The organism is Candidatus Binataceae bacterium (genome assembly GCA_035508495.1).
Taxonomy (GTDB): domain Bacteria; phylum Desulfobacterota; class Binatia; order Binatales; family Binataceae; genus JASHPB01.
This window is the reverse complement of record DATJMX010000074.1, coordinates 1-23,822: the sequence shown is the minus strand read 5'-3', so window position 1 is coordinate 23,822 and position 23,822 is coordinate 1. Positions and strand designations below refer to the sequence as shown.

The window sequence follows — 23,822 nt, the reverse complement described above, 5'->3', positions numbered from 1 at the left end:
AGAAAACTTTTCCTTCGAAGCGGCGTCGCGCCGCTGCGCTTCGTGCCTTTGTGATCTGAGTGGTGAGTTCTGCTTCCGCTCCTTCCGCTCAATAGCCCGCGAACCCCATATCGGTGGAGGCTTGCGCGTCGGGATCCGTACACACATTGACGAGCGCGGGCTTGCCGCTCTTTATGGCGCGCTCGATCGCCGGGCGAATCGCGTCGGGCTGCTCTACGAACTCACCATATCCGCCGAGCGCCTCGACCAATTTGTCATAACGCTGGAAGCCGAGATCGCGTCCGACGGTGCCGCCCGTTTTGCGTGACGTGAAGCCACCGTTGTTGGAAACCACGACGACGATCGGAAGCTGATGCCGAATCGCGGTGTCCATTTCCATCCCGTTCCAGCCAAAGGCGCCGTCGCCGCTCAGCACCACGACGGGCTGATTCGGCCGCGCGGCTTTCGCGCCGATGCCGAACGGAATCCCGACGCCCATGCATCCGTGCGGTCCCGCATTGAGGCTGCATCGCGCCTGGAAAATCGGAATCGACTGGCGCGCGAAGTTGAGGATCTCGTGCCCATCGACGACGAGGATCGTGTCGCGCGAAATGACGTTCTTGACCTCGTTGCAGAGCCGCAGCGGATGAATCGGCACCGCGTTCGAATGGAGGAGAGGCGCTGAACGCTCGAGATTCGAGCGATGCTTGACGGCAAGCTGCGCGACCCATTCACTCTCATTCTTCGAATCGAATTTGCCGGCGGACTCGTCGATGAGCTGCTCGAGCACCAGCCGCGCATCACCGATAATGCCGATCTCGGCGGCGCGGTTGTGTCCGATTTCCTTACCGTCGAGATTCACGTTGATGAACTTTGCGTCCGCCGAGAAACGCGGCGGTCGCAGAAACGACAGCATCGAATTGGCCCGCGCGCCGATGACCAGCACCACGTCAGCCTCGCGAAATGCGGTCGATCGCGCACCCGGGAACGACCGCGGATGATCCTCGGCGATCACGCCACGGCCCTGCGGCGTCGTGAAGAATGGAATCCCGGTCGCCTCGACGAACTTCTGCAAAGTGCTCTCGGCCTGCGACCACAGCACTCCACTTCCAGTGAGCACTAGAGGTTTACGGGCTTTGGCTAATAGTGCGACCGCGCTGCGTATCGACTTGGGATCGCCCGCCGGCCGCGCATCGGTGCGATATGGCGCATCGACCCAGTGGACTTTATCTTCCTCGACTTTGCCCGACAGGATGTCGCCCGGCAGATCGAGGTAAACCGGGCCGCGCTTGCCGTCGAGCGCCTCACGAAACGCGATACTGATGTATTCGGGAATGCGATAGCCGAGATCGATGCGGTACGCAGCCTTCACGATCGGCCGCATCATCGGGATTTGATCCATCTCCTGGAACGTATCGAGCGTCGTGCCGCGCATCGGCGCCGCGCCGCCAATCGCGATAACCGGCGACGCATCGGCCCACGCATTACCGAGTCCCGTCACGAGGTTCGCGACGCCCGGCCCCATCGGCGCGATACAGATGCCGGGCTTGCCTGTGACGCGCGCATACGCGTGCGCCATCATCGCGGCCGCCTGCTCGTGGCGCACGTAGATGCCCTGCATGCCGAGGTCGAGGCACGCGCCGGCCGTGCCGCCGGTCGGCCCGCCCATCATGAAGAAGATCGTATCGACTCCTTCACGCTTGAACGCCTGCGCAATGATCTGTTCGCCGCGTAGTGTTCCCATGATTGGTTACCTCCTCCGCAGTGCGAGTCGGAACTCGCTACCGTGCAGGCCGATTTGCAATCGCACCCATCAGTTGCCGAAGTCCCAGCTCTCGCCGTTGTGATAGCGGCTGAGCACGTTCTTCGCGATCAGGATCTTGTGGACTTCGTCGGGACCGTCCGCGATGCGCAGCGTCCGTGCGCCCTGGAACATACCCGAGAGCGGCAGGTCGCCCGAGACTCCCGCGGCGCCCCAGACCTGGATCGCGCGATCGACTACGCGCTCGAACGCCGCCGGCACAAAGATCTTGATCGCGGAGATATCGGTGCGCGGATCACCGCCGCCGTCCATCTTCTCCGCGCAATGAATCGTCATGAGCCGCGCTGACTGGATGTCAATATACGAATCGGCAATGAAGCCCTGGATGAACTGCTTGGTCTCGAGCTTGCCGCCGTGCACCTCGCGCATCGTCGCCCGCTCGACCATCAGATCGAATGCCCGCCACATCTGCCCGACGGAGTTCATGCAGTGGTAGATGCGCCCCGCGCCGAGGCGATCCTGCGCCGCCTGATGGCCCGAGCCCGCGTGGCCGAGGGCATTGGTCAGGGGGACGCGCACATCCTCGTATAGGATCTCGCAGTGATCGCTCTGGCGGCCCCAGACCTCGACGCCGCGCACGATTTTCAGGCCCGGCGTGTTCTTGGGCACGATAATCTGCGTCATGCGCCCGTTGTCTTTTCCGACGCCCTCGGTGCGGCACATCACGATCAGAAAATCGGCGCGAAAGCCGTTCGATGTAAACCACTTGTGACCGTTGATCACCCACTCGTCACCGTCGCGCCGCGCCGTGGTCTTAATCGATCGCGGGTCGGAGCCGGCGGAATCGGGCTCGGTCATCGAGAATCCCGATTCCATCTTCCCTTCGGTGAGCGGCACCAGCCATTTTTCCTTCTGCTCCGCGGTGCCGTACTTGAGGAGAATCTGCTGGTTGCCCGAGTTGGGCGCGACCACGCCAAACAGGCTCGCCGCGCCGAGGCTGTAGGCGAGCACCTCATTCATGTAGGCGTGCTCGAGAAAATGCAGACCCGCGCCGCCGTACTCGGGCGGCAGATGAGGCGCCCACAGTCCCGCCTCCTTCACCTTCTGCTTGATCGATTCGCGCAGCTCGCGCGAGGCCTGGCGCTGCTCGTCATTCGCGCCGCGGCGCCAGTCGGCCCACAGCTTGCCCTCGTTGGGCAGGATTTCGCGGTTGACGATTCGCGCAGTGAGCTCGCGGATCTCATTGATGCGCGGGTCCAGCGTCGGGATTGGTTTAACGTTCATCTGCATAGTGGCCTCTTTCTGCGCCTGGAACTGGCGACGCGCACGACTCGCATGCGCAAGACTTCTGGTCTCATTGAATAATGGAAATCAGCCGCGATGCCTACTGCCAGGACTCCCTAATGCCACCCGCGCCGTCTTGACTAAGCGCATCGATTTTTCGGATTGTCCGGGCATGGAAAGTTCGCGCGTCGAAGTATCGAAGGTGCAAGTCGACTTCGCGCCCAAGGGCGTGCCTTACGGCGTCATTCTGCCTCCCGGCTACGAGAGGAGCGGTCCGATGCCGCTGTGCCTCGTGCTGCATGGCGGCGGCGGGAATCATCAGAACATGATCGATTCTAAGGCTCTGTTCGACGATTTGTGGGCGAACAAAGCGATACCGCCGATGGTGTTCGCGTCCGCCAGCACTAGCCCGCTCGGATTTTACCTGGATCATGCTGACGGCAGCGCGAGCTGGGAGCGCTTCATCGCGCTGGATTTCATCGCGCATCTGCGCCGCACCTACAATCTTCGCGCCGATCGCGATTCGACCGTGATCAGCGGCGTCTCGATGGGCGGCCATGGCAGTTTGAGAATTGCCTTCCGGCATCCAGAACAGTTTGCGGCTGTCGCGGCGCTCGAGCCGGCGCTCGATCCCGCGCTGCGCGTCGATGAGGTCGGAGAGCGCAACCGCTTCTTCTATCCTCTTGTAATGGATGCGGGCGGCGATCACACCGCTGACAAGTTGATCGGCAAAAATCGCGACGCGGCGCTCTTCGATGCGAACAATCCGGCGAATCTCGCGATCGCCAACGCGGACGCGATCCGCGCGAGCGGTCTTGCGATCTTCGTCGAGGCCGCCGACCAGGACGTGTTCAATCTGCACGACGGCGCCGAGTTTCTACATCGCGTGCTGTGGGACCTCGATATTGCACACGAGTACCGCGTCGCCCGCGGCGCCGATCACGTCGGGCCGACGCTGGGACCGCGGATGCGCGCCGCGTATTCGTGGGTGGGATCGATCCTGACGGCGCCGAAGGGTCAGGAAGATGAGCCCACCGCGGAGGAGCGCGCCTGGGTTGAATTCATGGAAAGCGGATTGAGGGGCACTCCGCCGGTTATCGATGCGGCAAGTCCCGCGATGATTCGCGCGTACCGGCGATGGCTCGCATCGGCCAGAGAACGGACTACCAAAATCGATTCAACCACGAATCGACGCTATGGCGTTCTGCCGTTCAAGAAGTCTTAGCGCGGCGCTTCAGGACAGGAATCGAATCACCTCGTCGGAAACTTCCTGGCGCTGCTCGACCTGCGGGAAGTGGCCGGCGTTAACAATCAGTTGAACCTTGGCGCCTGGAACCAGCTTGGCGAAGTCGTTGGCATAGGCCGGCGGCACGAGCGCATCCTTGGCGCCCCATACGATCAGGGTGTCGGCCTTGATGCGGCGCAGGCGGCGCTTCAACCCGCGCTCCGGTATCGGATGGATGAAATGCGAGGTGCTTGCGAGCGCGCCAAAGCGCCGTACGATCGCCGCGTCCATCGCGTCCTGCTCCGACGGCATCGCCAGCTTGGCCGCAACTTCCGATTTCGCAGGATCGCTGAACAGCAGCTTCACCAGCTTCTGCGGTGCAACCAGCAGATGGTCTGCGACGGGAGCCTCGTCGCGCCAGAGTCCCATCGGATCGATCAGCACGAGCTTGCCGACGCGATCGCGAAACGTGGCCGCATACTCGGCGGCGACCATCCCGCCGAACGAATGCCCGACGAGATCGACTTTTTCCAAACCGAGGCGATCGAAGAGGTCATCGTAGTAAAGCAGCAGGTCCGGAATTCCATCGAGCTGATCGAGGTCCTCGGTCTCCTCGGCGCCCGCGTGCGACGGAGCGTAAACGCGCCGATGCGCCGCGAGATCGTCGAGGAAGCCGTCCCACTCCTGCCCGAACGGGCCATGAAGATAAACGACCGGCGCGCCGTATCCCTTGACCAGCACCGGGTTCGCGGCGAATCCGCCCGGCATCGCTATATGCTGCGTCAGTTCCGTATTCATGCTTGCACCTTTGCGCGCTCAGCTTGTGCCGGTGACTTTTGGGTCGTGCGCGGCTGATTGCGCGTCGCGCCCTGCGGCCACCATCGATCGGCATAGCCCTCCTTGTCCCAAATGCCCTTGATCTTCGGCAGCACCTTCTCCGCAAAGAGGCCGGAGCTGTATGCGGTCAGCTCGGGATCCATCGACTGGATTTGCAGGATGACCATCAGATGGCCGACGCGGATATTACGCACCGCTTCTTCGATCTGATCCGCGACGGTCGCGGGGCTGCCGCCGATGACCATGCGCGAGTTCTCAACCAGCTGCGCCCACGTCGCCTCGTGCGGCTTGAAGTCGAAATTGAACGCGCTCGCGCCGCGATGCTTCAGCTGAAATTCGAAGCTGCGCTTGGTCATGAAGCCCGGCACGTTGCCGAAATGCGGCGCCACGTACAGCGACTTCGAATAGAAATTGCGCAGATGCTTCAGGTAGATGCGCTCCGCTTCCGCATCGGTATCCGCCACCACAACCAGTTGAGCGAATCCGGCGCGATACGGATTGTCGTCCATCCCCGCCTTTTCAACCGAGTCCCAGTACCCGTCCATCAGGACCTTCGCGTACTTGTGACCCATGAAGCTGAGATAACTGTAGGTGTAGTCGTTATCGGTCGCGAACTTCCAGGTCTCGACGGATCCTCCGCCCGCGAGCCAGATCGGCGGATGCGGTTTCTGCAGCGGCTTGGGCCACGGATTGACGTACCGCAATTTTGTGAATCGGCCGTTGAACGCAAACGGGCCGGGCCGCGTCCATGCCTGCTTGATGAGATCGTGCGCCTCGTAGTATCGCGGCCGCACCTGCGTCGGCGGGATTCCGTAGCAGCCCGTCGTATCCATCGGCGATCCAACCGGCAATCCGGCGACGAGGCGGCCGCCGCTCAGGCAATCGAGCAGCGCGAACTCCTCGGCAACGCGAATCGGGGGGTTGTAAAGCGGAATCGTGTTGCCGAGCACGACGAGAGCCGCATCGGACTTGCGCCGTGCGAGCACCGACGCGATCAGGTTGGGCGAAATCGGAAAGCCGTACCCGTTCTGATGATGCTCATTGAGACCGAGCCCATCGAAGCCGAGATCGTCGGCCATCTCGAGCTCGTCGAGATTCCAATGCAGATACTTTGCGACTTCGGGCGAATGGCAAAGCTCGTCGTTGGGCGGATCGACCCAGATGCTCTCGTAACGGTCGCGAAAATCGTCGGGCAGGTCGCGATAGCCTTGCATATGGAACCAGATCGTTTTCATCGGCTCACACCTCTTATACTTAGTAGTTCATCTCTCGCCGCGATGCAGTACACCTTCGCGCTCCAGCGCCGCGATTCGTTCGGGTGAGTATCCTAGATACTCACTTAGTATTGACTGATTATGCTGCCCGAGGGTTGGGGCTTGCGTGTTTGGGTGACGGCCGTAGCCGGAAAATCGCAACGGAAATCCCGGCACGACCAATTGTCCCAGGATGGGATCGTCGATGTTCCGTACGATCTCGCGCTCGCGCAGATGTGGATGCGCCATCGCCTCTTCCGTCGACAGCACCTCAGCGAACGGGACCCGGTGCTCCTCGAAAAGCCGATAGACGTCGTCGTCCGACGGCATCGCGTCGATCCATTCCTGGATGAGGCGCCTGAGCTCAACAGCATTCGCCATCCGCGCCGTGTTGTTGCAGAAGCGCGGATCGCTAACCCACTCCGCTCGGCCCATCGCGCGGCACAGATAAGGAAACTGATGCTCGGTGCCCGCCATGATCAGAATCGGATGACGCTTGCCGTTGAAGATTCCGAGGGGCGCCATCGCGTAGTGGTGCGCTCCGTTGCGACGCGGCGACACCTCTCCATGGCTCATACTCACCGCGTGCACCGGTAGATCGTGGTAGCTGAAGTAACAATCCAGCAGCGAGGTCTCGAGGTATTGACCCTCGCCCGTGCGCTCGCGATGAATGATTGCCGCCAGGATCGCCGATAGCGCGTGCACGCCCGTCGATATATCGCCGAGCCCGACCGCCGGAATGGACGGCGCGCCGTCGCGCTCGCCGATCATGCTGAGCACGCCTGAATATGCACACCCGATGAAATCATAGCCGGGACGATTCGCGAGCGGGCCATTCTGCCCGAAGGTCGAAATCGAGCACATGATAATTTTTGGATTCAGCGCTTTGACCGCGTCGTAGCCGAAGCCGAGCCGTGAGATCACACCGGGCGCGTAGTTCTCGACAATAATGTCGATCTTGGGAATCAGAGCACGAATGATCTCAGCAGCCGCCGGACTTTTGAGATCGAGACAGAGACTCTTCTTCCCAAGATTCTGCTGCACGTAGTAGCCGCTTCGGCCCTCGCGGATGAGAGGCACGGCGCGTGCGATATCGCCCTTGGGCGCAAACTCGACCTTGATTACCTCGGCGCCCATCTCGCGCAGATAGCGAGTCGTGGTTGGCCCCGCCAGCACCTGGGTGAAGTCGAGCACGCGGAAGCCTTCGAGCATGCGCTGCGATGCCATAAATTCTGCGCCTCTTATCGCGCCCCCACGCATCGCATCGTCAAGACAGAAAAACAAGCGCTCGAAACTGGCGGCGAAATACCGACCGGCAGCCTGTCGAGCCGCGCGAGCTCGCTGAAACTGGGTATTCGCGTCGTTGCGCCACTCGCGCGCCATTGCGGTTGACCGTGCGCAGCCGCTGTGTGAAAAGTCATCGCCGATCGAATCCGCGTGACGAGGAGGGTTACTGAATGTTCAATAGCACTGTCCTCGATGTGGCCGTCGGGGTTGTTTTTACTTTTCTAGCGGTGAGCCTGGCAGTGAGTACTGCAACCGAAGCATTGGCTTCGATTCTCAGTTGGCGCGCGGCGACGCTGCTGCAAGGCGTCAAGGATCTTCTGAATGACCAGAACTTTTCGGGCCTGGCGCTGCAAATTTACAATCACGCGATGGTCAGTCCGCGCGACGACGGGAAAGCAGAATCGGCAAGTGACCTGAAAAATCTGCCCGCATACATCGATCCGTCTCACTTCGCGGATGCGTTAATCGACATAACGGGTATTAGCAGCGCGGCGCCGGGGAATATCAGATCTACTATTCTCGAAAACGTCAAAGATAATCAGTTGCGGGTTCTTCTACTCGGAGTCGTCGAGCGCGCAGGCGGCGATGTCAACAACGTCAGGCACCAGATTGCAACCTGGTTCGACAATGGGATGGATCGGGTTGGAGGCGCGTACAAGAGAAAAATCCAGTTCTGCTCCTTTATAATCGCGCTGATTCTAGCTATTGGCCTGAATATCAGCGCGACTGACATCAGCAAGGCATTGTGGACGCAGCCGCTATTAGCCAGAACGATTGCCCCATCCAGCCCCATGGATGCGCAGGGCGCTTTCGACAAACTCTACGGCGTTGGTATGCCGATCGGCTGGAGCATAAAGAAATTCAATAACCTCAAGACCCCGGAGGGGTTAGATACGGTGGCCGGATGGCTCATAACCGCGATCGCCACTCTGTTCGGCGCGCCGTTCTGGTTCGACGCGCTGGAGCGAGTCGTGCGCTTAAAAGGATCCGGCCCGAGCCCCGCGGAGAAAGCGTCAGGGATGGGCGCCGCAGCCTAGTTTTAATGTCGCATATGCGTTAGAGCGGCATGGCGATACCAGGAAAGGAGGAACAGCAAATGTGTATTTCAAACAGCGTCGGAAAGAACGGAAATAACTCGCCGCTCGATGTTAAAACCGTGCAGCTTCTGCTCAATTTGAGCGCTCCGTCAAATCCTCCGTTGGCAGAAGACGGTGAAGTCGGCCCGTCCACGATAGCGGCGATCGAGTCTTTTCAGCGCACCGTGGTTGGCGTGACCACGCCCGACGGAGTTGTCATTCCAAACGGCGCCACCCTGGCGAAACTCCGCGCTACACTCCCAGCCGGATTCAGTTCAGCAAAGCTCAAGGGCACTATGATAAATGCAACGGATGCGAATGTACTTAAATTCGCGCCCGCGGTTTTAGCTAAAATGATCGCGCGCGATATATCCACTCCGCTTCGCCAATTGCATTTCCTTGCACAAGTCGGGCATGAGAGCGGCGAGCTGCGCTATACCGAAGAGATTGCGAGCGGCGCCGCCTATGAAGGCCGCAAAGACCTTGGCAACACGCAGCCCGGCGATGGGGAGCGATTTAAAGGCCGCGGCCTCATTCAACTTACGGGGCGCACCAACTATCAGAATTACGGAAATGCTATTGGCGTCGACCTGGTCACGAATAATCAATGGACGCGAGTCGCCACCGACCCGGACCTCGCGGTGGACGTCGCGGCCTGGTACTGGGACACCCACAATTTGAATCAGTATGCGGACGCGGACGATATCGAGACTATCACCCGGAAGATCAACGGCGGCCTGAACGGACTCGACGACCGCAAACGCATCGCCGCGCGCGCGAGATTTTTCCTGCAGCGATGAGGCTCGTCGCGTCGGGCGCGGCGAATGCCAACTCCAGCCGCGCGCCCGAGCGATCCGGCGTCCTTGACGCGTAGAGCCTGTCCGCATTAGCGTGTCTGTGACGAAAATTGTTCAACTGTCGAATGGTTAGGAAGCGTCAGGGCTGACCGCGCGAAGCACGTCGCGGATTTAGATCCAGGCTCTGCAAAAACGGCATCTCGAACGAGAGAACCGTATTTAATCGGCGAGGATTCAAATGAGCGAAGCTGTCCGTATCGATCCTGAGACAGGCCGGAAAATCTTCAACACTCGCGCCGCCAAAGCGTCGGAAAAGATCACCGGCCAGGGCTACTCGGTCCTCGCCGATCAGAAGCTGAAGGAGCTGCCGGAGCTTCCTCCGGGTGCGACCTTCAATGCTGAAGAGCAGGCAAAATACCGATCGTTCAAGGAAGCCCGCCGCGGCGCCGCCGACTACATGTCGATGGAAGGCGAGTTCAAGAAATATCTCGATGACGTCTATTCAGAGCCGCCGATCGAGCGCGAGGCGCTTACTGACGAATGCGAGATCCTGGTGGTCGGCGCCGGCTTCGGCGGTCTACTGCTATGGCACAAGCTGAGCCAGGCCGGTTTCACCGACGTGCGCTTCTGCGAGAAGGGCGGCGACGTGGGCGGCACATGGTACTGGAATCGCTATCCCGGAATCGCGTGCGACGTCGAATCCTACAGTTACCTCCCGCTACTCGAGGAGATGGGCTACGTCCCCTCGATGAAGTTCGCGTCGGGCTTCGAAATCCTCGAGTACTGCCAGGGCATGGCGCAGAAGTTCGGCTTCTATGACCACTGCCTGTTCCACACCACGGTCCAATCGACGACTTGGGACGAGAAATCGGGCCGCTGGATCGTCGAGACCGATCGCGGCGACAAGATGCGCGCGCGATTCGTGATCCTCGCCAACGGCATCCTCACGACCCCGAAGCTCGCGCGCATCGCCGGGATGGAGAAATTCAAGGGGACGTCGTTCCACACCTCGCGCTGGGACTACAACGTCGACCTGCGCGGCAAGACCGTCGGCATCATCGGCACGGGCGCGACGGCGGTACAGGCAATACCTGAGCTCGCCAAGACTGTCGGACAGCTCTACGTATTCCAACGCACACCGTCCTCAATTGATGTGCGCGATCAGCGAGCGACGACCGAGGATGAACGACAGACGTGGGCCAACGAGCCCGGATGGGCCCGCGCCAGGCGCGCCCGTTTCGCGAAGATCTCGGCGGGCCGCACGGCGATCCAGGCCAACGACGATTACCTCGCCGGCAAGATCACGGAAATCAAAGAGCCCAAGAAACACGATAAGCCAATCAGCCCCGAGGAGCTGATCCAGAAGCAGCTCGACGCCAACTTCCGAATCATGGAGCAGATCCGCGCCCGCGTTGACGCGATCGTCAAGGATCCGAAAACGGCGGCGGCGCTCAAGCCGTACTATCCATATGGATGCAAGCGGCCGACGTTCCATGATGAATACCTGCCGACGTTCAACCTGGCAAATGTGCATCTGGTGGACACCGCTCCGCGCGGAGTGAGCGAGATCAACGAGCGCGGCGTCGTCCATGAGGGCGTCGAATATCCGCTCGATGTGCTGATCTACGCGACAGGCTTCCAGTGGATGGGGACCTCGACCTTCAACATGGTAACGGGCCGCGGCGGCCGCACGCTCAAGGAGAAGTGGGAGACCGAGGGCACCAAGACGTTCCTGGGACTGCATAGCCACGGCTTCCCCAACCTGTTTATCGTGACCGGTCCGCAGGGCGGCGGCGGCAGCTTCAACTTCACCGACGCGATCGACGCGCACGGCGACTATCTCGTCTGGTTGATGCAGACGATGCGCGATCGCGCAGCGCGAATTGTCGATGTCCGCAAGGAACCGGAAGAAGACTACGCCATTCATTGCCGCGACGTTGATATCGCGACTGCGCCGCTGCGCGATTGCATCTCCTACTACAATGGCGAAGGCAACGCGGCGCCCGGCAGCCTCGCGTACTATGGCGGCGGCAGATGGCATAAGTACCGCGTCGCAGCGCAATCGAGCCTCGAGCCCTACATCTTCGAGGAAAGGCCCGACTCGCTGACCGGGAAATGAACGGCGCCGATCGCGACTAAACTCGCGGCTCCGAAACGATACCGCTCTGCACGAGGCGATCGATCGCATCGGCGTCGAACCCAGCCGCGGCGAGCACCTCGCGCGTATGCTGACCCAGCATCGCGGGGCCACGGCTCACGGCGACCGGCGTCTTCGAAAGAGTTAGCGGAGTGCGCGGGAAGCGCCGCTCATCGACCTCGGCGAGAAACTTCCGATCCGTGAGTTGCGGATCGGATAGCGCCTGCCCGATATCGTTGATCGGTCCGCAGGGCACGCCTTTGCCCGCGATCTTCTCGACCCAGTACGCCGTAGTGTTGCGAGCCAGGACGGATTCCAGTTTCGCCTGGAGCGCATCGCGATTCGTCAGGCGCAGGGAAGGCCGCTTGAAGTTCGGATCGTCCGCCAGGCCAGGCTGATCGAGCGCCTCACACAAGCGACCCCATAATTTTTGGTTACTAACTCCGACGACGAGATATCCGTCTTCGGTCTTGAGCGCTTCGTAGGGCGCGGCCAGCCGGTGCCGCGAGCCGTTGCGCTTGGCCACGGTGCCAGTCGTCAGGAACATTCCCGACTCCCAGACGGTGTATGCCGCAGCAGCTTCGAGCAGCGAGGTCTCGACGTACTGTCCCTCGCCAGTGGTGGTTCGGTGATGAACGGCGGCGAGTATCCCAAGCGCGGCGAAAGTTCCCGCGTTCAGATCGGCAATCGGAACTGCGGTCGAACTCGGACGCGTCGAATTCGGATCGCCAACGTAACTCATGATCCCGCTCATCGCCTGCGCCACCAGGTCAAGGCCACCCCGATTGCGATAGGGACCGGTCTGGCCAAAACCGGAAACCGACGCGTAGATCAGGCGCGGATTGATCTCGGCCAGCGCTTTGTAGTCGAGACCCGCTTTGGCCATCACGCCGGGCCGATAGTTCTCGACGAAAATGTCGGCGTCCTTCGCCAGCCGGCGCATCACGTCCGCGCCCTCGGGCGACGTGATATCGACTGTGATCGCGCGCTTGTTGCGATTGACGAAATCGAACGCCTTGAACGGGTTGTCGGGCTGGCCGCGCGTCAGGTCGCCGCTGAGCGGCTCGATCTTGATCACGTCAGCACCAAGGTCGGCCAGGATCAGCGAACACCAGGCTCCCGCCAGCACGTGGGTGCAGTCGAGGACTCTAAGGCCATTCAGCGCGCCGGTCGTCTTCATGCTCGTAAACCTCGTGCCGTATTGTGGAACATTATGTTCTATGTTATGGAACATAAGAAAATCCGTCCCCGCTGTCAACTCGACATGGAGAGCGTCAAAACCGCCCTGAAAGTTCTCGAACTGGTAGGTGCTGCCGGACAGGTTGGCGTCAGCGAGCTGGCGCGCGAAACCGGCGAGCCCAAATCGACCGTGCAGCGAAATCTCGTAACTTTGCACGAGGCTGGATGGATCCGGCCGGTCGAGATTGATGGCCGGCGGCGTTGGACCTTGAGTGCCAGAGTTTTGACCCTCGCCCGCCAGCTGCAGCCTGCACCCGGCCTGCGCGAGGTTGCGCTCGAGGTGATGGAAACTTTGCGCGCCCGCACCCAGGAGACGATCCATCTGACGCTGCGCGATGGAGACGACGTCGTATTGATCGAGCGCCTCGATTCGCCGCAGCCGTTGCGCACGGTCCGTCAGTTGGGCGCGACGGCGCCGATGCATCTGAGCTCCAACGGCAAGGCGATCCTGGCTCATCTGCCAAAGGCTGAGCAGGCCAAATATCTGAATCGCCATCTCGAAACATGGACGCCCAAGTCATTGAAGGATTCCCGCGCCCTGGCTCGCGATCTCGAGCTCGTCAGGAAACGCGGCTTCGCCTTGAACGATGGCGAGCTCGATATACAAATTCGCGCCGTTGCTGCGCCGATCTACCTGAGTCCCGGCCAGCCGATTGCGGGATTATCGATCTCCTGTCCCGCGACACGCTTTCCGGACTCATTGATAAACGAATATGGAAAGCTGGTCCGCGCCGCGGCCAAGAAAATCAGTTCCCTGCTCGCGGAAACTGGTTGACGCGATCTATACTGCGCTCGACTTCATCCTCACCTGCACGGAAGGCGGACCTGATGAGCAAGCGCGCGGTTGTCGTGGTCGATATCCAGAACGAGTATTTTCCGACGGGCAAGTTGCCGCTGGTCGGTATCAATGAGGCCGCCGCCAACGCGGCCAAGGTGATCGAAGCGGCGCGCGCCAAAGGCGACGAGGTCATCTATATCCGTCATGAAGGCGCGGGCGCGAACGCGCCCGTTTTTACACCCGGCACGAGTGGCGTTGAGATCAATTCCGCGGTGCGTCCGCGCGAGGGCGAGCCGGTCATCCTCAAGCACTATCCAAATTCGTTCCGCGACACCGAGCTGAAGCAGGTGCTCGATACGAAGGGAGTCAAGGACATCGTCATCGTCGGCGCGATGAGTCACATGTGTATCGACGCGACCAGCCGCGCTGCTGCCGATTTCGGCTACAACGCGGTGATAGTTCACGACGCGTGCGCGACGATGAATCTCGAGTTCAACGGCACCACCGTTCCCGCCGCGCAGGTTCACGCCGCATTCATGGCCGGCCTCGCGTTCGGCTACGGCAAGGTTACGACCACCAGCGAATTTCTTTCGTGAGATCTTCTGATCGTTCCGAGTAATCAAATGACTGCTGATCTGGTTCTGCAAAACGGGAAAATATACACCGTCGATTCGCCTCGGCCGTGGGCCGAGGCGCTCGCGATTCGCGACGGCAAGATTGAATTCGTCGGCGCCGACAGCGACGTCAAATCATTCGTCGGTCCCAACACTCGCGTCATCGATCTCAAGCAGCGCATGGCGATGCCGGGAATCAACGACGTTCACGTGCATCCGCTGCTCGGCGGCCGCGCCGACCTTTACGAATGCCGTTTCCTGCCAACGCTTTCGCTCGATGAAGTCCTCGCCGTGATTCGTGCGGAGGCGCGCAAAGCCAAGCCCGGCGCATGGATCGTAGGCGGCTCGTGGGGCAGCAACTTCACCGACGCTCTAGCCTCGCTCGACACGCTGCGCGCGCTTGACGACGCGAGCGAAGGACATCCGGTGATGCTGCGCGATGACAGCGTGCACAATCGATGGGTCAACTCGCGAGCGCTGGAACTGGCGGGTATCGGCGCCGACACGCCCAATCCGCATGACGGAGTGATCGTCCGCGACGAAGCGAGTGGCGCTCCGGTCGGACTGCTGTTCGAAGCTGCGACCGGAAAAGTCGAATCCGCAGTTCTAGCATCGAGTCCGCAATCGATCGAAATGGACGTGGCCGCGGTCGCGCGCGCGATCGAAATCCTGAACTCGTACGGTGTCACCGGCTTTCAGGACGCCGCCGCGTCGGGCGCAGTGATGTCCGCGTACAACATCCTCGACAAGCAGCGAAAGCTCTCCGCGTGGGTGGTGGGCTCGATGCTCGCAGATCGGGTCCCGTTCCTGGGCGGCTCGGCCGGCGACGACCTGATCGACCAGCGCGCCAGCTTTGCGAGCCCGCACGTGCGCGCGAGCTACGTCAAGATCTTCATGGACGGCGTGCCGATGTCGCGCACCTCGGCGTTCATCGAACCTTACCTGCCCGACAAGGCGCACGGATGCTGCTTTCGCGGCGCGACGATCAAAAATCTGCCCGAGCTCGCGCGCCTGATTGCCAAGCAGGAAGATCGCGGCCTCGCGGTGAAAATCCATTGCGCCGGCGATGCCGCGGTTCGCACCTCGCTCGACGCAATCGACGTGGTGCGCTCGTTTAAAGGACCGACGAGGCTCACGCATCAAATCGCGCATGCCGGATTCGTTGATCCCGCCGACGTCGCGCGCTTCAAGGAACTCAACGTGGTCGCCGATCTGTCGCCGATTCTGTGGTTCCCCAATCAGATCATCGACGGTATCGAGCAGGCCGTCGGCGAGCGCGTCCGAACCTACTGGCCGAATCGCGATCTCAACAACGCGGGCGTTCTGATCGCGACCGGCACCGATTGGCCGGTGGTGCCGAATCCCGATCCGTGGTCGGGGCTGGAAGGCCTCGTGACGCGGCGTAATCCGAGTGGTCGATTCGATGGCGCGTTGTGGCCGGAACAGGCGCTCGATCTTCCGACGGCGATCGCCGCTTACACGGTAAATCCCGCGCGAGCGATGGGCATGGGCGACATAACCGGCTCGATCGCGGTTGGTAAATCAGCCGACCTGGTGGTGCTGGATCGCAATCTCTTCGAAGTCGCGCCGAGCGATATCGCCGACGTGAAGGTACTCACGACCTTCTTCGAAGGACGCGAAGTGTATCAACGGCAGTGACCGAAGCCGTCGCGCTCCGGTTAGTGCGCGCGGGTCGTACGCAACCAGCGGTCGATTCGAACCTGGAACGAATTGATCTCCGCGACGCAGCGATCGCAGATCGCGTGAGGCATCTTCGCGCCAAGTGGAATGCCGAACAGCGAACGGCGCTTGGGAACCAGCAGGTCACCGCAGCGATAACATCGAAGTCTAACGCGTACGGGCATGGTAAAATTTTTTCAACTCCGCCTGCACGCAGCCATCAAACAGGATTGGCTCGTGCCTTGATCTGACGGATCGTTCGCCCCTAAAATTTTGGGGACCAAAAATTTGAGAACGCAATCTAATCGCCGATGAAAATCGTGGCCGGAATCGACGTGGGCGGCACGAACACGGATGCGGTCCTCGTTCGCGACGGCCAAATCGCCGCATTTGCCAAAGTCCCCACGACTACGGATGTGCGCAGCGGCATCGTCGAAGCGCTCGCGCAACTCGGCGACGCCGCTTCCGCGCAGCGCGTGCATATCGGAACTACCAGCTTTACCAACGCGCTCGTCGAACGGCGCGAGCTCGCGCCCGCCGCCGCAGTGAGATTGGGTGGACCTGTATCGCAATCGCTGCCGCCGACCTGCGATTGGCCCGAGGATTTGCGCGCCGCGACTCGAACGCGAAGTTTCTTCATCGAAGGCGGACGCGAATTCGACGGGCGCCCGATCGGCACGCTCGATCGCGCGGCGATTCGGGACGTGGCGCGCGCGCTCGCCGAAGATCGAATCACGCAGGCAGCAGTCACAGGAGTATTCGCGACCTCGCATCCCGACGACGAAATTCAGGCGGCGAAATGGCTGCGCAAGGAGAACCCTGCACTCGCGATCACGATGTCGCATCGCATCGGGCGCTTCGGGATCATCGAGCGCGAGAATGCCACGCTCCTCAACGCGATGCTGCGGCCGCTCGCCGCGCGCACGATCGCAGCCTACCACGATGCCGTTTCGACGCGGCTCTTTATCAGCCAGAACGACGGCACCGTGGTCCGAAGCGACAGCGCGTCCACGATGCCAATCTTCACGGTCGCGTCGGGACCGACGAACAGCCTCCGCGGCGCTTCGATACTCGGCGGCGCGCGCGACGCGATCGTGCTCGACGTCGGCGGAACGACGACCGACGCCGGGGTGATCCATGGCGGCTATCCGCAACCGGCGGGACTCGAGCTGACGGTCGCGGGAGTGCGCACGAATTTTCGGATGCCGGATCTCTATTCGATCGGCATCGGCGGCGGCAGCCTCGTTGACGAAGCCAGCGGCGCGGTCGGCCCGCGAAGCGTCGGCTTCCGGCTCACCAGCGAGGCGCTCGTATTCGGCGGCAACACGCTGACGTTGACCGATGTCGCCGTCGCCGCGGGGCGGCTTGCGATCGGCGATCCTGCTCGCGTCGCCAATCTCGATCGCGAACTGATGGCGCGCGTCGATAATCATCTGCGCCGGCGCCTCGAACGGCTGCTCGAAAACTATGAGCGAGCCAATCAGCAACTGCCTGTTGTTCTCGTCGGCGGCGGCGCGGCGCTGATCGAAGAGTTGCTGCGATCGCTCGGGCGAACCGTGATCTGTCCAGCTCACGCCGGAATCGCCAACGCGCTCGGCGCGGCGATGGCGCAGGTGGGCGGCGAAGCCGACCTGACCTTCGCGGCGGCGGAAGTCTCGCGCGCCGAAGCGTTGTCGCGCGCCGAGCAGGAGGCGCATCGGCGGGCCGTCGCCGCAGGCGCGGCGCCAGGTTCAACGATCACCGTCGAACTCGAAGACGCCGCCCTTTCCTACCTTGCCGCCGATGCGATGCGCGTGCGGGCGCGCGCCATTGGTGACATCGAAGAGTCTTCCCAGTGAGCTACGCGATCACACGGCGGGACATTCCAGCTCTTGCGCTTGGCTCCGCTGTACTTGGTACGGGCGGCGGCGGAAATTCTTACTACGGACAGCTCGCTGCCAATCGCCTCCTTGCCGACGATGCGTCGGTAACGGTTATCGGTATCGACGAGATGGACCCGTCATCGTATGCAATTACTTCGGCGGCAATCGGCGCGCCGCTCGTATGTCTGGAGAAACCTCCCAGCCTGCTCGCGCTGCAAAGCGGGTTCAAGTCGGTGCGCGATGCTCTGCGGGGTAAAGTCGGCGCGTTTTTCGCCGTCGAGATCGGCGGCCTGCAGTGCATGTTTCCGCTGCTGCTCGCGGCGCAATGCGGCGTGCCGCTGCTCGATGGCGACAGCATCGGTCGCGCCTTTCCGGAAGTGCAGATGAGCACGTTTGCGATTTACGGCACGACCCGAGGCCTGCCTTCTGCGCTAAGCGGCGATCGCGGCCTCCTCATGGCTGGAATGCCGGACTCAGGCAGAGAGCGGGCGCCGTCGGATCCACCCGGCATCGAGCTCGAACGAGCATTGCGCCGCGTGTGCGCCGACAACGGCGGTCTGATTTACATGACAGCCGCATACGATCACGAATCGCTTAGCCGAACGCTGATCCGCGGAACGATTTCGCTTTCGCTCAAAATCGGGCGCGCAGTCGAAGCTGCACGCGCGAGCCACGAAAATCCCGCGGCCGCGATTTGCCGCGTCGCAGATGGCCGCCGTTTCATCGGCGGAAAGATCGCGGACGTGCAGCGCACATTTCGCGGCGGCCATGATTGGGGGAGCATCCTGATTGACGGCGTCGACGACGATCGCGCGCGCCAGGCCGCGATCGACTTCAAAAACGAATACCTCATCCTGAAAGTTGACAACCAGGTTGTGCTAACTGTGCCCGACTTGATCACGCTGGTCGAAACCGACACCGGCGCTCCCGTCAGCACCGAGATTCTGCGCCCCGGCTTGCGCGTAACGATCCTCGGCCTGCCGTGCTCACCCCTGATGCGCACCGAACGCGCGCTGCGCTCGGTCGGCCCGGCAGCATTCGGCTACGATCTCCCCTTCGTGCCACTCAATCCAGCGAGCTAGACAAACTGCCACCTTCCCCGGGTCGTAATCCAGCCGGCGCAATCCGTTCCGGGCGACTAATGTAACACTTGACGCATAGCTGCCCAATGTCCATTGTTGTCAGACAGTAGACAATTCACCAGGACGGCAGACTTGGAGCCAGGGGCCAATGACCATGGCAAGTGCAAGGGAACTGTTGGTGGCATTATGGAGGTTTGCCGGGGACGAGCGCGGTTCTCGTTCGATCGGCTAGGGGGCTGTGCTGGGCCGCGCTGATCAACGTGCGGGCCATCAGAAGCCAAGCTCCGCAACGGATGGGAACTATCCTGGCGCTCGACCGCATGATGTGGGCCCTCGTTGCGGTGGCACACGAGCTTGCAATCACCTTGAAGCATAGATCGTGGACGATTTCCCGATTTGATCACGCTCGTCGAAACCGACACCGATGCTCGGCGTTCGGCCACGAGCTCCCTTTCGTGCCGTTCTATTCCGCGACCTGAGAACGCACTTCTGCCGAATCGGTCTGCGCCCGATCTCATGGCATTGGAAGCAACTACCTTGCACCGGAATCTGGTTCGATCTATTGAGGGCCCTGGAATTGGATATTCAAAAAAGCAAATCCGGGTGAGAGACTTCAGGGGGCAATCATGGATTCGCTGTTGCTGGAAAAGATTCCACAGACAGTTGCAGGAAAGCAGCTTCGATGGTACCTGGAGCGGCTGATTTCCGCGGGTGAGAAGGCGTCGTTGGACGACCGGGCCAACTACATTCCTGAGCTGCAGAAGAGAATCGCAAACGCCGAAAATCTCGACGACTACCGGGAAAACTGGCGGGCGTTCGCAGTGCGGCTCGGAAAGTTCGCCCAGGTTTACGTGGAAACCGCGGATGAATTTTCGATCAAGGCTGGAATCACAACAGAAAAAGGGCACAAGTGGTGGTTGACGGTCGAGGTGGAGACTCAGGCGCCAAACCGGATCATCAAGATCGATTGGCAGCGCCAGGTCGATTTCAAACTCGAGGTCCGCAGAGCAACGGAGGCGGATGCGGCCGCGCTCGCGGAGATCGAGCGTAAATGCCCGATCGTTTTGGGCGACACCTCAGTTTACTTCGATCGCGGTAATGACTATTTCGCCTTCGCCCGCCTGATGGAGGAATCAACGGTCGGGATTGCCTTCGTCGACAACCAGCCAGCCGCAGTGAGTTGCGGCGCGATGCATCGGGTGAGAATCGGGGGCGTCATTCGGCCGATTGTCACGGTAGCGCATCTCCGTGTCATGCCGGAGCATCAGCGCAAAGGATTGTGGGGCGCGGTGAATCGCGCCTTCGACCATTATTGGAAGGACGTCGACGGGTCCAATGCGTATATCGCCGTCAACAATGCGGGCATGCAGCACGGGTTCGCCAACACGCCAAACAAGTGGCACGTCATCGTACTTCGAGTGCAGTTGCCCTGCGCCAAGCTTGCCGGGCCACCGTTCGGACGAGTGGCGACTCCGGATGACGCCGGCAGGATAGTTAATCTGGTTAACGCAGCACATCAACGTGAGGAGATGTTCGTCCCGTATACGGTGGAATCGCTCAGGGCGCGGCTCGAACGCGCAAAGAGTTGCTATTCGTGGGATCAAATCCTGCTCACCGATCGCGCGGTGCTCGGTGTATGGCCGGCCGGCGACCTGCTGAAGGTCATCACCGAAACCAAAGGCATTCGGAGCGTATCGCGCCGTGCTCTGGCGCTCGATTACGGATTTCTTCCCGGCGGCGAGGACGATCTCGAAAAGTTGCTGCGTGCCCGGTGCACGACCCTGGCCGCGGAGAAGATAGACACGCTTTCGATTTTCAGCTCCGAGCCGTCGCCGGGATGCGCACGACTCTGCTCACTCGGACGCGAAGCCGAGCCGTTCAACATGTGGAGTCCGGGAATCGCGGAGCCCGCGGATTCGATCAGTCACGGGCTTTACGTCGATCCGATCTATTTCTAGCGGCCAATCTATGGTTTCACTTCGGCAAGAGCACGCTGATGCTTTCTCTGTCATGGATACGGCGGATCGCTTCGCCAAAGAGCGGCGCGACTGAGACGACCTCGACTTTGGGTGAAAGGATCACCGGTTGGGTTTCGATCGAGTCTGTCACTATCAGACGTTGAATAGGACTGCGTTCCAGCCGCTCCATTGAGCCTGCGCCGAACACCCCGTGAGACACCGCCGCGTAGACTGCTGTTGCGCCTCGCTCGACGAGCTTCTCCGCCGCATCGACCAGCGTGCCGGTTGAGATCGTGAAGTCATCGACCAGGAGAGCTGTCTTTCCCCGCACCTCGCCGATGATCTCGAGGACCTGGGCACGTTCATCGTGCGCCTTGCGTTCTTTGTCCGCGATCGCGATCGAGGTGCCAAGCAGCGATGCATACTTGCGGGCCTGCTTTGCGAAGCCGGTGTCAGGCGAGACGACAACGAGGTCCGGCAACTTCCTCCGTTGAATCTCCCTAGCGAGCACCGGCAGCGCGTACAGATCGTCGACCGGAATGTGGAAGAAGCCCTGGATCTGAGGTGCGTGCAAGTCCATCGTCACCACGCGATCGGCTCCCGCCACCGCGATCGCGTCAGCGCAGACACGGCCGCGAATTGAAACCCTCGGTTCGTCCTTCTTGTCACCCTTTGCATAACTGAAATAGGGCATCACGACGGTCACCGAGTTCGCACTCGCGCGCTTCAACGCATCGATCCAGAAGAGCAGTTCCATGAAATTGTCGTTGGTGGGAAAGACCGTTGATTGAACGACATAGACGTCGCGCCCGCGCACGTTTTCCTTGACCCGCACAAACAGATTGCCATCCGAGAACCGCAATACCTCTCCGGCCCCCTGCTGTGTGTTCAGGTACTTACAAATCTTCCGGGTCAGCTTGGGACTGCCGCTGCCGCCAAAGATGACGATGCCATCCGCGAGTTCTTTATTTCGTTTCATCTCTCCCTTCCCACCTAACTGAAAAGAAAAGGGCGGTGCGAATCGCACCGCCCTTCTTAAGTGCGCAATCAGAAAATCGATCAGGCGTGGCCGTGGCGCAGGAGCTTGCCCGGGGTTGCGCCCGTGCACTTGCCTTCATCGAAGGTCTCGACGCCGTTCACGATGATCGAGCGGTAGCCGGTCGAATGCTGCACACGACGCCATTCGCCGCCCGGCAGATCGTGGACGATCTCGCCGACCCAGTCGGGCTCGACGCCGAGGCGCTTCAGATCGTAAACGACGACATCGGCCGCCGCGCCTTCGCGCAGCACGCCGCGATCGCGGAATCCGGCCGCATGCGCAGGCAGCGCCGACAGGCGGTAGTGCGCTTCTTCGAGCGTGATCTTCTGCTCATCACGAACCAGCCAGCGCAGGAAGTCGGTCGTGAACGCGCCGCCAGTGAAGAATTTCGTATGCGCACCGCCGTCGGAAACGCCGGGGAAGGTAAACTGCGAGTTATTGATGATCTCAGCCATGTAGTCGGCGTTGAAACCGCGGTTGGGGCCCAGGAACTCGGCCTTGAGATCGGTCGCGACCGCGATGTCCAGCATCGCTTCGATCGGATGCTTGCCCTCTTCCATCCCGATCTGGCCGAGCGACTTGCCGACGTGTTTCTCGAGCGCCTCGTTGTTCTCTACCCACTGCACGATGAGATGCTTGGGGTTGCCGCCGACGCCGGCCTGGATGGCCTTGAAGTTGTTGTCGCAGTTGTCATTGGCGTGGATCACCGCTTTGCGCAGCGCGGGATCCTGCATCTTGGCGATCTTCTCTTCCTTGGTGCCGGTGGTCAGCACGCGCCATTCGGGCAGCGTGTCGTAGAGGTTCCAGTTCTCGAGCGTGAAGGCGAAGCCGGAGCGAACCGTTCCCGCCTGGCCGAAGATTTGCCGACCCTTGGCGCGATTGCGCTCGACGAAACGCATGCTGCGGCGATGAATCTCAGGATTGTTGCGCGTCGGAATGATCGCCTGCCACAGGATTGGGCGCTGCGATTCATCGGCGAGCTGCTCGACGAACGTCAGGTCGCGGCGCGCGTCGCCTGTGCCCTGCGTAATTTCCATGAAACCTTCGTCGCGCTTTCTGAGAACGCGCGCGAGATTGAAGATGTCCTCGTCGCACATCGTGTCGGTGACCATCGGCGAACCGTCAAAGTCCGCCTGCACCGAGTTCTCACCGAGGCGCTGGATCGAAAAGCCGCACAGGCCCGCGTCCATGCCTTCGTCGAGAATCCGCGCCATCTCAACGCGCTCGCGCTCAGTGGCGACACGCGTCTTGGCCGCTTCGAGGCCCATGACGTAGGTCATCAGCGACGCGGTCGGCATGTACTGGATGCAGTTGACGCCCTTGGGCGAGCGGTCGAGCGAATCCATGTACTGCGGAATCGTTTCCCAATCCCAGTTGATGCCGGCCTTCATCGAGGCGTAGGGAATCGCCTCGGTGCGGGTCATTGTCAGCATCGAACGGTCGCGGAAATCCGGCTTGCACGGGGCAAAGCCGAAGCCGCAGTTGCCGAGCACCAGCGATGTCACGCCGTGCCATCCCGAGATCGTGCAATACGGGTCCCACCGAATCTGCGCGTCGTAATGCGTATGCAGATCGATGAATCCCGGCGCGACGATCAGGCCGTCAGCGTCGATGACCTTCTTGGCGAAGCCCGGAGCGCGGCCGCCGAGTTGCGCGACTTTGCCGTCCTTGATCCAGACGTCGCCGCGGTAGCGCGGAACGCGCGTGCCGTCGACGATCGTTCCGCCTTTGATTTGAATGTCGTATTCAGCCATCCCTGGTCCCTCCGCTTGGTAAGGACTATGGCGTCACTTAATTTTGTGGCGTTTATTCGCTGTGTTTCTCATAACAAGAATCAGTGCGCCTGCGCCAGCACAACAGCGGTACTTATCGAGCCCTATCGGTCAGTTTTAAGGGATTCGCCCGAGGAGCTCGCGCGCTTGCTCGATGACGG

Annotated in this window: 18 protein-coding genes; 10 read left to right on the top strand and 8 right to left on the bottom strand. The window is 61.1% G+C overall.

Translation table 11 applies throughout. The features are described from left to right. Positions 1 to 88: 88 nt before the first annotated feature. Both VMA09_21755 and VMA09_21750 read right to left on the bottom strand, forming a co-directional pair. Positions 89 to 1,723, bottom strand: a complete 1,635-nt coding sequence (locus VMA09_21755; protein HUA36248.1) for a thiamine pyrophosphate-binding protein — start codon at positions 1,721 to 1,723, stop codon at positions 89 to 91. A 69-nt stretch (positions 1,724 to 1,792) separates the two neighbouring features. Continuing rightward, entirely contained in the window at positions 1,793 to 3,025 is a 1,233-nt protein-coding gene (locus VMA09_21750; protein ID HUA36247.1) for an acyl-CoA dehydrogenase family protein, read from the bottom strand. Positions 3,026 to 3,197: 172 nt separating this feature from the next. Here VMA09_21750 and VMA09_21745 point away from each other — a divergent pair, with 172 nt between their 5' ends. Beyond that, entirely contained in the window at positions 3,198 to 4,250 is a 1,053-nt protein-coding gene (locus VMA09_21745) for an alpha/beta hydrolase-fold protein (protein HUA36246.1), read from the top strand. A 9-nt stretch (positions 4,251 to 4,259) separates the two neighbouring features. Here the strand turns inward: VMA09_21745 and VMA09_21740 are convergent, their stop codons facing one another. Genes VMA09_21740 through VMA09_21730 form a run of 3 tightly spaced genes read right to left on the bottom strand, consistent with a single transcriptional unit; the run spans position 4,260 to position 7,567 of the window. Then, positions 4,260 to 5,048 carry an alpha/beta fold hydrolase gene (locus VMA09_21740; protein HUA36245.1) on the bottom strand — a complete coding sequence of 263 codons (789 nt, stop codon included), beginning with the start codon at positions 5,046 to 5,048 and terminating at the stop codon, positions 4,260 to 4,262. Further along, positions 5,045 to 6,322, bottom strand: coding sequence for an LLM class flavin-dependent oxidoreductase (locus VMA09_21735; GenBank protein ID HUA36244.1), 1,278 nt, complete (start codon positions 6,320 to 6,322; stop codon positions 5,045 to 5,047). The genes VMA09_21740 and VMA09_21735 overlap by 4 nt, the downstream gene beginning before the upstream one ends. Before the next feature lie 27 nt (positions 6,323 to 6,349). Continuing rightward, positions 6,350 to 7,567, bottom strand: a complete 1,218-nt coding sequence (locus VMA09_21730) for a CoA transferase (GenBank protein HUA36243.1) — start codon at positions 7,565 to 7,567, stop codon at positions 6,350 to 6,352. A 230-nt stretch (positions 7,568 to 7,797) separates the two neighbouring features. On the opposite strand from VMA09_21730, the gene VMA09_21725 reads away from it, so the two are divergent. From VMA09_21725 to VMA09_21715, 3 genes are all read left to right on the top strand, one after another. Further along, the gene (locus VMA09_21725; GenBank protein ID HUA36242.1) at positions 7,798 to 8,664 is read left to right on the top strand and encodes a hypothetical protein; all 867 of its coding nucleotides are present in this window, start codon (positions 7,798 to 7,800) and stop codon (positions 8,662 to 8,664) included. A gap of 29 nt (positions 8,665 to 8,693) precedes the next feature. After that, a complete protein-coding gene (locus VMA09_21720) occupies positions 8,694 to 9,503 on the top strand; it encodes a glycoside hydrolase family 19 protein (protein HUA36241.1) in 810 nt (269 codons plus the stop codon). Between the two features lie 235 nt (positions 9,504 to 9,738). Then, a complete protein-coding gene (locus tag VMA09_21715) occupies positions 9,739 to 11,619 on the top strand; it encodes an NAD(P)/FAD-dependent oxidoreductase (protein ID HUA36240.1) in 1,881 nt (626 codons plus the stop codon). Positions 11,620 to 11,635: 16 nt separating this feature from the next. Here VMA09_21715 and VMA09_21710 read toward each other — a convergent pair whose 3' ends face one another. Continuing rightward, a complete protein-coding gene (locus tag VMA09_21710) occupies positions 11,636 to 12,817 on the bottom strand; it encodes a CoA transferase (protein HUA36239.1) in 1,182 nt (393 codons plus the stop codon). Positions 12,818 to 12,862: 45 nt separating this feature from the next. Here VMA09_21710 and VMA09_21705 point away from each other — a divergent pair, with 45 nt between their 5' ends. The 6 genes from VMA09_21705 to VMA09_21680 all read left to right on the top strand — a co-directional run bounded on the left by VMA09_21705 (position 12,863) and on the right by VMA09_21680 (position 20,850). Beyond that, complete coding sequence (locus VMA09_21705) at positions 12,863 to 13,651, top strand: IclR family transcriptional regulator (GenBank protein ID HUA36238.1); 789 nt, start codon at positions 12,863 to 12,865, stop codon at positions 13,649 to 13,651. A 53-nt stretch (positions 13,652 to 13,704) separates the two neighbouring features. Continuing rightward, a complete protein-coding gene (locus VMA09_21700; GenBank protein ID HUA36237.1) occupies positions 13,705 to 14,250 on the top strand; it encodes a cysteine hydrolase family protein in 546 nt (181 codons plus the stop codon). A gap of 27 nt (positions 14,251 to 14,277) precedes the next feature. Beyond that, positions 14,278 to 15,927: an amidohydrolase gene (locus VMA09_21695; GenBank protein ID HUA36236.1), complete on the top strand. Its 1,650-nt coding sequence runs from the start codon at positions 14,278 to 14,280 to the stop codon at positions 15,925 to 15,927. A 332-nt stretch (positions 15,928 to 16,259) separates the two neighbouring features. Then, positions 16,260 to 17,786, top strand: a complete 1,527-nt coding sequence (locus tag VMA09_21690) for a hydantoinase/oxoprolinase family protein (protein ID HUA36235.1) — start codon at positions 16,260 to 16,262, stop codon at positions 17,784 to 17,786. Beyond that, a complete protein-coding gene (locus VMA09_21685; protein HUA36234.1) occupies positions 17,783 to 18,892 on the top strand; it encodes a DUF917 domain-containing protein in 1,110 nt (369 codons plus the stop codon). The genes VMA09_21690 and VMA09_21685 overlap by 4 nt, the downstream gene beginning before the upstream one ends. 626 nt (positions 18,893 to 19,518) lie before the next feature. Further along, a complete protein-coding gene (locus VMA09_21680; protein ID HUA36233.1) occupies positions 19,519 to 20,850 on the top strand; it encodes a hypothetical protein in 1,332 nt (443 codons plus the stop codon). Between the two features lie 16 nt (positions 20,851 to 20,866). Here the strand turns inward: VMA09_21680 and VMA09_21675 are convergent, their stop codons facing one another. Both VMA09_21675 and VMA09_21670 read right to left on the bottom strand, forming a co-directional pair. Next, a complete protein-coding gene (locus VMA09_21675) occupies positions 20,867 to 21,877 on the bottom strand; it encodes a ribose-phosphate pyrophosphokinase (protein ID HUA36232.1) in 1,011 nt (336 codons plus the stop codon). A gap of 32 nt (positions 21,878 to 21,909) precedes the next feature. Beyond that, positions 21,910 to 23,643 (bottom strand): amidohydrolase family protein, encoded by a 1,734-nt coding sequence (locus tag VMA09_21670; GenBank protein HUA36231.1) that lies wholly within the window; start codon positions 23,641 to 23,643, stop codon positions 21,910 to 21,912. Positions 23,644 to 23,822: the final 179 nt, after the last annotated feature.

Excerpts from the sequence above, each read along its gene's own strand:
- VMA09_21755 (HUA36248.1), bottom strand. The coding sequence starts at position 1,723 with ATGGGAACACTACGCGGCGAACAGATCATTGCGCAGGCGTTCAAGCGT.
- VMA09_21750 (HUA36247.1), bottom strand. The coding sequence starts at position 3,025 with ATGAACGTTAAACCAATCCCGACGCTGGACCCGCGCATCAATGAGATC.
- VMA09_21745 (HUA36246.1), top strand. The coding sequence starts at position 3,198 with ATGGAAAGTTCGCGCGTCGAAGTATCGAAGGTGCAAGTCGACTTCGCG.
- VMA09_21740 (HUA36245.1), bottom strand. The coding sequence starts at position 5,048 with ATGAATACGGAACTGACGCAGCATATAGCGATGCCGGGCGGATTCGCC.
- VMA09_21735 (HUA36244.1), bottom strand. The coding sequence starts at position 6,322 with ATGAAAACGATCTGGTTCCATATGCAAGGCTATCGCGACCTGCCCGAC.
- VMA09_21730 (HUA36243.1), bottom strand. The coding sequence starts at position 7,567 with ATGGCATCGCAGCGCATGCTCGAAGGCTTCCGCGTGCTCGACTTCACC.
- VMA09_21725 (HUA36242.1), top strand. The coding sequence starts at position 7,798 with ATGTTCAATAGCACTGTCCTCGATGTGGCCGTCGGGGTTGTTTTTACT.
- VMA09_21720 (HUA36241.1), top strand. The coding sequence starts at position 8,694 with ATGGCGATACCAGGAAAGGAGGAACAGCAAATGTGTATTTCAAACAGC.
- VMA09_21715 (HUA36240.1), top strand. The coding sequence starts at position 9,739 with ATGAGCGAAGCTGTCCGTATCGATCCTGAGACAGGCCGGAAAATCTTC.
- VMA09_21710 (HUA36239.1), bottom strand. The coding sequence starts at position 12,817 with ATGAAGACGACCGGCGCGCTGAATGGCCTTAGAGTCCTCGACTGCACC.
- VMA09_21705 (HUA36238.1), top strand. The coding sequence starts at position 12,863 with ATGGAACATAAGAAAATCCGTCCCCGCTGTCAACTCGACATGGAGAGC.
- VMA09_21700 (HUA36237.1), top strand. The coding sequence starts at position 13,705 with ATGAGCAAGCGCGCGGTTGTCGTGGTCGATATCCAGAACGAGTATTTT.
- VMA09_21695 (HUA36236.1), top strand. The coding sequence starts at position 14,278 with ATGACTGCTGATCTGGTTCTGCAAAACGGGAAAATATACACCGTCGAT.
- VMA09_21690 (HUA36235.1), top strand. The coding sequence starts at position 16,260 with ATGAAAATCGTGGCCGGAATCGACGTGGGCGGCACGAACACGGATGCG.
- VMA09_21680 (HUA36233.1), top strand. The coding sequence starts at position 19,519 with ATGGATTCGCTGTTGCTGGAAAAGATTCCACAGACAGTTGCAGGAAAG.
- VMA09_21670 (HUA36231.1), bottom strand. The coding sequence starts at position 23,643 with ATGGCTGAATACGACATTCAAATCAAAGGCGGAACGATCGTCGACGGC.